The following is a 10,320-nucleotide window of genomic DNA, read 5'->3' on the forward strand; positions in this document are numbered from 1 at the left end:
ATCGGACCACTAGATAGGAAGCCCGCCCAAAAACTCAACCAAGCCGCCCCAGCGCCCAGAGCAGCACGGATTTCTGGGCATGGATGCGGTTTTCCGCCTCATCCCAGATCAGCGATTGCGGGCCATCGATCACCGCCTCCACCACTTCCTCGCCGCGATGCGCGGGCAGACAGTGGAGGAATTTGGCGTCCGCCTTGGCCCCCGCCATCAGCGCGGGCGTCACCTGATAGGGCATCATCGCCGCCAGCTTTTCTTCCGCATGGGACTGGCCCATCGAAATCCAGGTGTCGGTGACGACAACGTCAGCACCGGCCGCCGCCTGCGCGGCATCGCGGGTCAGGGTGATGGTAGATCCGGCCGCACGCGCCGCATCGGCAAAGGCCGGATCGGGATCATAGCCTTCGGGAATGCCCATGCGCACGTCGAACTTCATGAGGCCGGCCGCCTCGACGATCGAATGCAGGACATTATTGCCATCCCCCAGCCAGGCCCACTGGCTGCCGGGCAAGGCCAGACCATGTTCGACCACGGTCAACAGGTCGGCGACGATCTGGCAGGGATGCGACAGGTCGGTCAGGCCGTTGATCACCGGAACGGTCGCATAATGCGCCATTTCCTCGATCTTGGCATGATCGTCGGTGCGGATCATGATGACGTCGGCCATGCGGCTGAGCACCCGCGCCGTGTCGGCAATCGTCTCGCCACGGCCCAACTGGCTGGTCGCCCCGTCCAGGATCAGCGACGTGCCGCCAAGCTGGCGGATCGCCATGTCGAAGCTGACACGGGTGCGCGTCGAATTCTTCTCGAAGATCATCGCCAGCGTATGGCCGGCGAGCGGCGCATCGGCGTCCACCCAGCCCTTGGGCTTGCCTGCCCGTGCGGCCTTCCGGTCGATGGCATCGGCAATCATGGCGGCGATCGCATCGCCACCTGCGTCGGAAAGATTCAGGAAATGCTTCATGGGTTTCCCCTTTTCTCCATCCTCCGTTCGGTTCGAGTAGCCTTCGAGCGAAGTCGAGAAGGCGTATCGAGAACGGTTCTCGACAAGCTCGAACCGAACGGAATTTAGAGGAGTGTCTTAGGCCGCCTGCGCTGCCGAGAAACTCCGCGCGCCGGCGGAAATCTTCTCGATGCATTCGGCGATATGGCTTTCGTCGATGACGAGCGGCGGCAGCACGCGCAGCACATTCTGCCCTGCCGACACCGTCAGCAAACCATGATGATCGCGCAGATGCCCAACGAAGCTACGGGCGTCAAAGCCCTCCTTCAGCTTGACGCCCAGCATCAGGCCCATGCCGCGCACATCCTCGAACATCTCGTCATGATTGGGGATGAGCTGCTCCAGCGCCGCACGCAGCCGCGCGCCCATCGCCTTCACATGGTCCAGGAAGCCGTCTGCCAGCACTTCCTCGATCACGGCCAGGCCGACCGCCATGGCCAGCGGATTGCCGCCATAGGTGGTGCCATGGGTGCCGAAGACCATGCCCTTAGCCGCTTCTTCGGTGGCAAGGCAGGCGCCCAGCGGGAAGCCCGCGCCAATACCCTTGGCCACCGCCATGATGTCCGGCGTCACGCCATATTGCTCGTGCGCGAAAAAGGTGCCGGTCCGGGCATAGCCGCACTGCACTTCATCCAGCACCAGCAGCAGGCCATGCTCGTCGCACGCCTTGCGCAGGCCGGCCATGAATTCCTGCGTCGCGGGCGTCACGCCGCCTTCGCCCTGCACCGGCTCCAGCAGGAAGCCGGCCGTATTGTCATCGATTTGCGCCAGCGCGGCGTCCAGATCGTTGAAGGGCACGACCGAGAAGCCCGGCAGCAGCGGTTCGAAACCGTCCCGCATCTTGGGCTGGCTGGTCGCGGAAATCGCGCCCAGCGTCCGGCCGTGAAAGGCATTGTCGAAGCTGATCAGTTTGTGCCGGTGCGCTTGCCCATTGGCATAATGATAGCGACGCGCCGTCTTGATCGCGCATTCAACCGCTTCGGCGCCCGAATTGGTGAAGAAGACGGTGTCGGCGAACGTATTGTCGACCAGCTTCTGCGCGAATTGCTCACCCAGCGGCATGCCGTACAGGTTCGACACATGCATCAGCGTCGCGGCCTGATCGGCGATCGTCTTGACCAGCCTGGGATGGCCATGACCGAGCAGATTGACAGCAATACCTGCCGCGAAATCAAGATAGCGCTCCCCGCGCTCTCCGATCAGATAGCAGCCCTCGCCTCGCACCGGGCGAACATCACACCGGGGGTAAACGGGCATGAGCGGCGAAATCGACATGGGCCTTCCCTTTCTGGGCTGATGATGCGCGTCCGATGCGCATTGGTCATAACGCAAAAAGGCGACCCCCGCCGGGCCGCCCTTTTGCGAGCACCGCCTATACAGACGGCCTTATGGTCGCGCAACCCCGCCCCACAGGCGGGATGCTGTTGGAATCAGCGTCCGATCTGCCCCCATGCGTCGGCGATTTCCTCGATCATGGCGCGGGCCTGATCGACCGGCGCGGCCGTCCGTTCCTTGACGCCCACCAGCAGCAGACGACGCGCCTCACGATAGATCTGGGACAGACCGACAGCGACATCGCCGCCCTTGTCATAATCCAGGCTGGATTCCAGCGCGAACAGGATCGACATGGCGCGTGCCTGCTTGTCCGACACCTTCATCCGGTCGCCCTGACGCTCGGCCAACGCCGCCGCTTCCAGCGACAGCAGCAATTCGTCGAACAAGATCTTGACCAGCCCGTGGGGCGTGGCGCTTTCGGTACGGCTGCCCGAATGGACCGCTGCATAACGCCGCGCCGCCGCACCACCTGCATAACCCTGATTGTAGAACATTGTCTGCAAAGTCCCTGATTAACTGTCGCTATTGTTCCAGGCCTCGATCTGCTGATCGAGATAGCTCTGGGTTGCCTTGAGCGCGGTTAGGCGCGTTTCCATCGCCGAATAGATGGCCGTCAGATGCTCCTCATAATTGGTCATCTGCTCGTCCAGCTTTTCAAGCTGTTCGGTATATTGCGTGGCCAGCTTGTCGTAGCGCTCCTGCGCCAGCTTCATCGGGCCATCATCTTTTTCGATATTGTCGCGGACGGTGTCCATGAGCTTGGCCAGACCCGGACTTGCCGTCGTCGACGTCTTGGGATTGACCATGTTGGTCACGCCTTCCGGGTCAGCCTCCAGAGCAGCGGCCAGACGATCCGTATCCAGCGTCAGCGTGCCATCGCGATTGGTGCTCACGCCGATGTCGGCCAGCGTCTTGTAGGTGCCGGTCGCACTAAGCTGCGTCGAGGTCAGCGCCGCAAGCTGGCGCTTCATGTCGCGCACGCTCGACACGCCGTTCAGCACGCCGGCGCTGGATGAATCCGCGCCGGTCGCCGTCGCGGTATTCAGCGCCTTCATCAATGTGTTGTACGCGCTGACATATTCCTTGAGCAGGTCGGCAAGACCGGCGGTCGGCTGCGTCATCGACAGGGTGACGGTCGATCCGCTCGAAACCTTGTTCAGGTCGATCCGCAGATAGTCGATCGCATCGTCGATCGTGTTGCTGGCATATTCATAGGCCACGCCGTCCAGCGTGATCTTCGCATTTTGCGGCGCCGACGTGCTGCTCATCGTGCTGCTGTCGGTGCCGCTCCAGCCCAGATTGGCGAGTACGCTGCCGCTATCAGTGGCGGTGGTGGAAATGCTGAAATCATTGGCCGCACCGGTTTCGCCCTTGAAGACGAGACGAGTGCCGTTCGCATCGGTGACGACGCGGGCGGTCACACCGCTATTCGCCGAATTGATGGCGGATGCCAGGCCGGAATAGCTGTTGTTGGTGGAATCGATGGTGATCGTGGTCGATTCACCCGAAGCCGTCGTGATCGTGAAGCTGCCCGTGCCGACCGCCGTGCTGCTGGTGGCGCCCGCGGCGCTGCTGGACGACAGCACGCGCGCCGTGGCGAGTTGATCGACGGTAAGCTGAGCGGGCAGACCGGACGGCGTGCCGCCGCTCAGCAGGCTGACGGAGGCGATGCTGGTGTCGTTGGAACTGGGCGAGCCGGTATATTCCGCACCGGACAGGACTTGGGTCAGAGCGTCGGCAAAAGTATCGAGCGAACTGATCGCCGACGCGAGCGCGGAAATACGCGACGTGTTCAGCGTCTGGTTGCTGGTGATCGCCGATTGCTTCGGCTGACGGGTCGCACTCACCAGGCTGGACACGAGCGCCGCCGTATCGATGCCCGATCCTGCGCCCAGGCTGGTCAAGATGCTGCTGCCTACCGAAGTCATGGACCGTCCTTTCAAGAGGGTAGAACGGCGGTAGCGAGAAGACCTTTAGGAAAGATTTTCAGCTTGGAAAATCGGGCGAAAATCAGGAAATCGAGGTCGCCTGCTCCACCATGGCCCGCGACAGATGGGCCTGCGCCGCATGGCTGTAGGACGCGCGCTCGACGATCCGCTTGGCCACCGCCTCCGCATGCTCCACCGCTTCCTTGCTGGCGGGCAACAGGGGGACGATCACGATCGGCTTGGGGATCATCGCCTGAATCGCGTCGGCGGCATCGGCAACGCCACCATTGCCCGCATTCAGGTCGGACAATATGTCGGCGATGCGGGCATGGACTTCCACATATTCGGCGATGCTGGCCAGATCCTGGTCCACGTCGGCGACATCCTGCTTCGCCGCAGCCGCGCGCGAATCCGGATTGGGCGCGTCGCTCGCGCGACCCGCCGTGACAGGTTGAACGGCCTGCGCCGGTGCAGACGCGCGAACGACCGTCCGGTCGACCGGCGACAATTCCGCACGGGATATATATTCATCCATGACGCACACCTTAAATGCGTCCCCATGAACCAATTACGGATGGGTGGACCTAAACTTTAATTCACTATGCGATTTTTTTGTAACGCCTTGTCGCGCTTTACATTTTTTTACCGTCGGCGTCGAAACGCAGGTCTTCGGGCACGGTGATGAACGGCCGGTCGAGTTCGCTCGCCATCCGGTTTTCCACGCGGAAGACGAAGGCCAGCACCGTCGCGACCGCCATGTAGAGGCCTTCATTTACGATCTGCCCGGCGCGCGAGGTGAAGTAGATGGCACGGGCTAGATCGGGATATTGCAGCACCGTGACGCCATTCGTATCCGCCAGTTCGCGGATAGCCGCCGCGATCGCATCGCATCCACGCGCCACCACCAGCGGCGCCGCATCCTGCCCCGGCCGATAGCGCAGCGCGACCGCGAAATGGGTCGGATTGGTGATGATGACCGTCGCTTCCGCCACCGCCTTGCGCGTCGATCCGCTCAGCACCTCAAACTGCTTGCGGCGGATATGGCCTTTCAGTTCGGGCGAGCCTTCGCTTTCCTTATGCTCGTCCTTGATGTCCTGCTTGCTCATGCCCAGCCGCTTTGCGCGCTGGAACATCTGCGCCGGCACGTCGATCCCGGCAATCAGGAACAGCCCGCCCGCCATGACCAGGCAGGTAAAGATGAAGATATTGCCCAGATCGGCCATGGCCGGCGCGATCCCCGCCTTGCCCAGCCCGACAATCTCGGTCAGCCGGTCCCAGATCAGCCAGCCGCCGATGCTGCCGAGCAGGCCGACCTTGGCGATCGATTTCACCAGTTCGATCAGCCCCTGCATCCCGAAAATGCGTTTCAGACCCGCCAGCGGATTGAGCTTTTCCGGCTTGGGCGCGAAAGCACCGGGCCGAAAGCCGAGCGATCCGAGCAGAGCCGGCGCCGCGATCGCGGCGAGGAAGGTCGCCAGCATGACGCCAGCCACCGGCAGGGCAATGCCCTTGAGCAGTTCGAAGCCCCGGTCCACCGGCGAGAAATCGACGATATCGTCGCGCTTGAACCGCAGCCCTTCGACCAGCATGTTCGACAGCGCGTCGATTAGCGACGGACCGGTGACGGCAATGCAGCCGATGCCCGCCATCACCACCAGCGCCGTACCCAATTCGCGCGACTGGAGGATATCGCCCTTCTTGGCGGCATCCTGCAATTTCTTCTGTGTCGGCTTTTCGGTCTTTTCGCCGCCCTCATTGCCGCCGGCCATATCAGCGACCCTCCGAAATGGAGCGGGCCTGTTCCAGCCCGGCCTTGAGCGACGCGGTCAGGCCCTCCGCCAGGATCGGCACGGCGACGGCGAGCAGCACCAGTCCCGCCATCATCGCCACAGGCATGCCGACGGCAAACAGATTGAGCGCCGGCGCCGCGCGCGACAGCATCCCCATCACGATCTGCACCAGCACCAGAGCGAAGGCGACTGGCAGGGCGACCGTAACCCCGGCCCCCAGCAGCGAACCGCCAAATTCGATCAGATGCCAGATCGTGTCGTTGGAAATCAGGCCCGCACCCGGCGGAATGGCGACATAGCTTTGCACCAGAAAGCTGATCAGCAGCAGATGGCCGTCCATGCCCAGCAGCAGGAAGGTGGCGAGGATCGACAGGAAGGTGCCGAGCACCTGCGTCGACTGGCCCGATGCGGGATCGACCATCGCGGCGAAATTGAGGCCCATGGCCGTGCCGATCGTCTCCCCCGCGACGAAGGCGGCGGCGTAACCGATCTGCACGGCGAACCCCATCGCCATGCCCGCCAGAACTTCGCCCGCGACCAGCATAACGCCTTCGAAACTCGCGACGCCATCATGCGGCAACTGAATCGTGACGCTGTTGAGCGCGGCAAGGCCAAGCGCCAGCGACAGTATCAGGCGAAGCTGGAGCGGCACACCCGGCGCACCGAAGACCGGCGCAGCAATGAAGGCCGCACCCGGCCGGATCATCGCGATCAGCCAGATCCACAATTGCGTTTCGACGCCGGTGAAACCGGGCGCGATCATTGCAGCAGGTCCGGAATCCGCTCGAAGATTTCGCGGGTAAAGTCGGCGATCAGCACCATGATCGATCCGCCGAACAGGGTCAGCATCGCGCCCACGACCAATATCTTGGGAATGAAGCTCAACGTCTGTTCGTTGATCGACGTCGCCGCCTGCACCATGCCGATGATCAGGCCCGCGATCAGCGCCGGGATCAGGATGGGCGCAGCCGCCAGCGCCGTGATCCACAGCGCCTGCTGGGCCAGCCCCATGAAGAAATCGGCGTTTTCCATGTCAGGATATCCAAAATCCGTTCGGGCTGAGCGAAGTCGAAGCCGTCTGCCGAGCGAAGGCGAGGCCGGAACCTTCGCTCCGCTCCGGCGGGCCCTTCGACAGGCTCAGGGCGAACGGACGTAAAAGTCCCGTCATGTCGCGAATGACCCCGCCAGCGATCCCATGGTCAGCGCCCATCCATCCACCAGCACGAACAGCAACAGCTTGAACGGCATGGAGATGATGGTGGGAGACAACATCATCATGCCCAGCGCCATCAGGGTCGACGCGACGACAAGGTCGATGATCAGGAACGGCAGAAAGATCATGAAGCCGATCTGGAACGCCGTCTTGAGTTCGCTGGTCACGAAGGCCGGCAGCAGGATCGAGAAGGGAATGTCGGCGGGTGTACGGAAAGCAGGCGCCTCTGCCAGATTCTGGAACAGCTTCAGGTCGCTTTCGCGAGTCTGCTTGGTCATGAAGCCATGCAGCACCTTGCCCGACCGGCCGACCGCTTCCTCGATGCTGATCTGACCCTTGCCATAGGGATCGAAGGCCTGCGCGTTGATCGTGTCGATCGCCGGACGCATCACGAACAGCGACAGGAACAGGGCGAGGCCCACCAGCACCTGATTGGGCGGCGTCTGTTGCAGGCCCAGCGCCTGCCGCAGCAGCGACAGAACGATGATGATGCGGGTGAAGCTGGTCATCATGAGCACCAGCGACGGCAACACCGTCAGCAGGCTCATCAGGATCAGGATTTGCAGGGACAGCGACATCGAACGGCCGTCGCCCGAAATCTGGCCCATCGCCCGGCTCAGCGCCCCGCCATTATCTACGGGGGCCGTGGGCACGGCCTGCGCCAGTGCCGGTTCCACCAATGCAAGTCCGGCAGCGATCAGCACGCCGCCGATCAGCAGCATCCTACCGCGCACGATAGGGGTCGCCTTCCGCGATCTTCTCGATCCGGCCGCGGGTCACGGCGACCAATATCTTCTTGCCCTCAAATTCCACCACGGCCAGCTTGCCGAAGGCGCCCATCGGCAGCGCTTCGAGCAGCTTGAGCGAGCGATCTCCCTGCCCTGCCATCATGCCGGGCTGATATTTGCGCCACAGCCACAGCGCGCCAAAGGCCATGCCGCCCACCAGCGGCAGCAGGATCAGCAGTTTGACGAAATACCAGAACATGGATGCCTGCCCGCGACTATGGTTAATATCCGCCTGCGTTCCGCCGTTTCCGGCCCGAACGCAAGCGCAAAAATCAGCCGCGCCGCTCGATGCCGGCCAGCCGATTCTCGGTCGCGGCGATATCGACGATGCGGATGCCATAGCGACCGTTGACCGTCACGACCTCGCCCTTGGCGATCAGCGCGCCATTGACCATGATGTCGAGCAGATCGTCGGCCTGCCGGTCCAGTTCCACGATGCTGCCTTCGGCCAGATCCATGACCTCCGCCAGCCGCAGCGACGTCGACCCGACTTCCACCGACATGCGCACCGGAATGTCGGCCAGCAGCTTGAACTGGCGATTATTGTTCATCCGGCTGACCGGGTCTTCGATCCGGTCCATCCGGGGGGCTTCGCTCATGTCGCTCATTGATCGGGTTCCTGTGCAAGCTTTTCAATCTGGAAGGCGGCGCGCCCATCCTGTTCGCCGATCGTACCATGCGCGACGATGCGGTTGCCGACGATCAGCGGCAGCGATCGGCCGATGGTCACCGGAATGACGTCCCCGACCTTCAATTCCATCAGGTCGGCAAGGGAGAGATTGGGCCGCGCCAGCACGGTGCGCGCGGGCATGCGAATGTCGCGCATCCGGCGAGCGATGCGCGCCTGCCAGACGGGATCTCGATGCTCCTCGTCGGTCGGCATGTTGGTGCCGGTCAGCGCCTCGATCACGCGTAGCGCGGACAGGGGGAACAGCAGGTCGATCGGCCATTCCTGATCGCGGGTGATGGACACGATGAAGCGCTGCAACACCATCTGGTCGCCGGGCTGCGCAGCGGCGGCATAGCCGACCGCGCTTTCGCGCAGGATCAGCCCCTGTTCCAGCGGCAATATATCGGTCCAGGTTTCGACCATCCGGGCGGTGATGGTGTCGGCAAGCCGGGCGATCAGCCGGTCTTCGGTCGGCGTGAATTCGCCGCGCGTGGGCAGCGGGCGATTGCCGATGCCACCATAGAAACAGTCGACAAGGGTCGAGATCATCGCCGCGTCCATGCGCAGCAGCATCTGCCCCTTCAGCGGCAGCAGGCGATAGATGGACAGGCTGCAAAAGGCGGGCACTTCCGCCGTCCACGCCCCGAATTCGAGCACGCGGGTATCCTGCGCCGTCACCAGCGGGCGCACGCCGGCGATCGGTTCGATCAACGCACGAATACGCCGGCCGAGCTTTTCGCCCAGCCGGTCCAGCCCCGACAGCATGATCGGCGCCTGCGTTTCCCCGCGCCCGAAGGCGTAGGCCTTTACGTCCGTCATCTTGGTCCCCTGCCCGCATCAGGTCAGGGGACATCCCGACCCTGTTCAGGCAGGACCATAAATAACGAAAATGGTAAAATTCAGGTTAATAGGCCCCGGTTGCGGGCTGGCTTACTGGATCACGAAGTTCGTGAAATAGACATTATCGACGCCGCCATAGCCTGTCTTTTCCTTCAGAACCGCGTTTACGATATCGCGAATTTTCTTCTGGAGCATCTGCTTGCCCTGCGGCGTGTCGAGCACTTCCTGCGGCTGCTGCGCCAGCATCATCAGCACCTGGCTACGGATCGGCATTTCATGCTGCTTGATCGCGGCAATCACGCGATAGTCATAATAGGTCGACACCGCGACGGTGATCTGGGCGAAGGCGTCCGTGTCCGACATGTTGGACGTGAAGGGCGCCTGAAGCTGGAAATAGGTCGCCTGATAGGCCGACGGATTGGCCGGGGTCGGCAGGTCCATGCCCTTGCCGGGCGCATACCCCGCAGACACGACATGATCGCCACCGGCAGCATGGCCGCCGCCCTCGCCACCACCGCCGCCACCTTCACCGGCCCAGCCATGGGCTGTGGCGATCGCCTGCGCATCCTCACCAGCCAGAACCAGCACGGGCTTGTTGGGATCTTCCTTCGGACCTTCGGCCTTCGGGCTGAAGAAGCCAGCGGCATAAAGCCCGCCCGCCGCGCCCGCACCGCCCAGAGCAACACCGACGACCAGCAACAGGATCATCTTCATGCCCCCGCCCTTCTTCTTCTTGGCCTTCGGCTCATCGCTCAT

The 10,320-nt window shown here is 62.9% G+C and carries 13 protein-coding genes; all 13 read right to left on the reverse strand.

The genetic code is table 11. The features are described 5' to 3' along the window. Positions 1 to 34: 34 nt before the first annotated feature. Entirely contained in the window at positions 35 to 961 is a 927-nt protein-coding gene (gene argF / locus BMX92_RS01975) for an ornithine carbamoyltransferase (RefSeq protein ID WP_093010947.1), read from the reverse strand. Between the two features lie 117 nt (positions 962 to 1,078). After that, positions 1,079 to 2,275 (reverse strand): aspartate aminotransferase family protein, encoded by a 1,197-nt coding sequence (locus BMX92_RS01980; protein WP_093010950.1) that lies wholly within the window; start codon positions 2,273 to 2,275, stop codon positions 1,079 to 1,081. A 155-nt stretch (positions 2,276 to 2,430) separates the two neighbouring features. Continuing rightward, positions 2,431 to 2,829 carry a flagellar export chaperone FliS gene (fliS, locus tag BMX92_RS01985; protein ID WP_093010953.1) on the reverse strand — a complete coding sequence of 133 codons (399 nt, stop codon included), beginning with the start codon at positions 2,827 to 2,829 and terminating at the stop codon, positions 2,431 to 2,433. Between the two features lie 18 nt (positions 2,830 to 2,847). Beyond that, positions 2,848 to 4,263, reverse strand: a complete 1,416-nt coding sequence (gene fliD, locus BMX92_RS01990; protein WP_093010955.1) for a flagellar filament capping protein FliD — start codon at positions 4,261 to 4,263, stop codon at positions 2,848 to 2,850. An 82-nt stretch (positions 4,264 to 4,345) separates the two neighbouring features. Continuing rightward, positions 4,346 to 4,798, reverse strand: a complete 453-nt coding sequence (locus BMX92_RS01995) for a hypothetical protein (RefSeq protein WP_093010958.1) — start codon at positions 4,796 to 4,798, stop codon at positions 4,346 to 4,348. 97 nt (positions 4,799 to 4,895) lie between these two features. Continuing rightward, the gene (gene flhB / locus BMX92_RS02000) at positions 4,896 to 6,032 is read right to left on the reverse strand and encodes a flagellar type III secretion system protein FlhB (RefSeq protein ID WP_093010961.1); all 1,137 of its coding nucleotides are present in this window, start codon (positions 6,030 to 6,032) and stop codon (positions 4,896 to 4,898) included. Between the two features lies 1 nt (position 6,033). Next, positions 6,034 to 6,816, reverse strand: coding sequence for a flagellar biosynthetic protein FliR (fliR, locus tag BMX92_RS02005; RefSeq protein WP_093010964.1), 783 nt, complete (start codon positions 6,814 to 6,816; stop codon positions 6,034 to 6,036). Next, on the reverse strand, positions 6,813 to 7,085 hold the full coding sequence (gene fliQ, locus BMX92_RS02010; RefSeq protein WP_093010967.1) for a flagellar biosynthesis protein FliQ: 273 nt from the start codon (positions 7,083 to 7,085) through the stop codon (positions 6,813 to 6,815). Before fliQ ends, fliR begins: the two co-directional genes overlap by 4 nt. Positions 7,086 to 7,217: 132 nt before the next feature. Beyond that, positions 7,218 to 7,988: a flagellar type III secretion system pore protein FliP gene (gene fliP / locus BMX92_RS02015; RefSeq protein WP_093010970.1), complete on the reverse strand. Its 771-nt coding sequence runs from the start codon at positions 7,986 to 7,988 to the stop codon at positions 7,218 to 7,220. A 1-nt stretch (position 7,989) separates the two neighbouring features. Continuing rightward, entirely contained in the window at positions 7,990 to 8,253 is a 264-nt protein-coding gene (locus BMX92_RS02020; RefSeq protein ID WP_093010973.1) for a FliO/MopB family protein, read from the reverse strand. A 73-nt stretch (positions 8,254 to 8,326) separates the two neighbouring features. Then, on the reverse strand, positions 8,327 to 8,662 hold the full coding sequence (fliN, locus tag BMX92_RS02025) for a flagellar motor switch protein FliN (protein ID WP_093010976.1): 336 nt from the start codon (positions 8,660 to 8,662) through the stop codon (positions 8,327 to 8,329). Next, a complete protein-coding gene (locus tag BMX92_RS02030) occupies positions 8,659 to 9,543 on the reverse strand; it encodes a flagellar motor switch protein FliM (RefSeq protein ID WP_093010979.1) in 885 nt (294 codons plus the stop codon). Before BMX92_RS02030 ends, fliN begins: the two co-directional genes overlap by 4 nt. A 111-nt stretch (positions 9,544 to 9,654) precedes the next feature. After that, positions 9,655 to 10,320, reverse strand: coding sequence for a flagellar basal body-associated FliL family protein (fliL, locus tag BMX92_RS02035; protein ID WP_093010983.1), 666 nt, complete (start codon positions 10,318 to 10,320; stop codon positions 9,655 to 9,657).

Source organism: Sphingobium sp. YR768, assembly GCF_900111125.1.
Lineage (GTDB): Bacteria > Pseudomonadota > Alphaproteobacteria > Sphingomonadales > Sphingomonadaceae > Sphingobium.

Excerpts from the sequence above, each read along its gene's own strand:
- fliD (WP_093010955.1), bottom strand. The coding sequence starts at position 4,263 with ATGACTTCGGTAGGCAGCAGCATCTTGACCAGCCTGGGCGCAGGATCG.
- fliS (WP_093010953.1), bottom strand. The coding sequence starts at position 2,829 with ATGTTCTACAATCAGGGTTATGCAGGTGGTGCGGCGGCGCGGCGTTAT.
- fliQ (WP_093010967.1), bottom strand. The coding sequence starts at position 7,085 with ATGGAAAACGCCGATTTCTTCATGGGGCTGGCCCAGCAGGCGCTGTGG.
- fliN (WP_093010976.1), bottom strand. The coding sequence starts at position 8,662 with ATGAGCGACATGAGCGAAGCCCCCCGGATGGACCGGATCGAAGACCCG.
- argF (WP_093010947.1), bottom strand. The coding sequence starts at position 961 with ATGAAGCATTTCCTGAATCTTTCCGACGCAGGTGGCGATGCGATCGCC.
- BMX92_RS01995 (WP_093010958.1), bottom strand. The coding sequence starts at position 4,798 with ATGGATGAATATATATCCCGTGCGGAATTGTCGCCGGTCGACCGGACG.
- BMX92_RS02020 (WP_093010973.1), bottom strand. The coding sequence starts at position 8,253 with ATGTTCTGGTATTTCGTCAAACTGCTGATCCTGCTGCCGCTGGTGGGC.
- BMX92_RS01980 (WP_093010950.1), bottom strand. The coding sequence starts at position 2,275 with ATGTCGATTTCGCCGCTCATGCCCGTTTACCCCCGGTGTGATGTTCGC.
- flhB (WP_093010961.1), bottom strand. The coding sequence starts at position 6,032 with ATGGCCGGCGGCAATGAGGGCGGCGAAAAGACCGAAAAGCCGACACAG.
- fliP (WP_093010970.1), bottom strand. The coding sequence starts at position 7,988 with ATGCTGCTGATCGGCGGCGTGCTGATCGCTGCCGGACTTGCATTGGTG.
- BMX92_RS02030 (WP_093010979.1), bottom strand. The coding sequence starts at position 9,543 with ATGACGGACGTAAAGGCCTACGCCTTCGGGCGCGGGGAAACGCAGGCG.
- fliL (WP_093010983.1), bottom strand. The coding sequence starts at position 10,320 with ATGAGCGATGAGCCGAAGGCCAAGAAGAAGAAGGGCGGGGGCATGAAG.
- fliR (WP_093010964.1), bottom strand. The coding sequence starts at position 6,816 with ATGATCGCGCCCGGTTTCACCGGCGTCGAAACGCAATTGTGGATCTGG.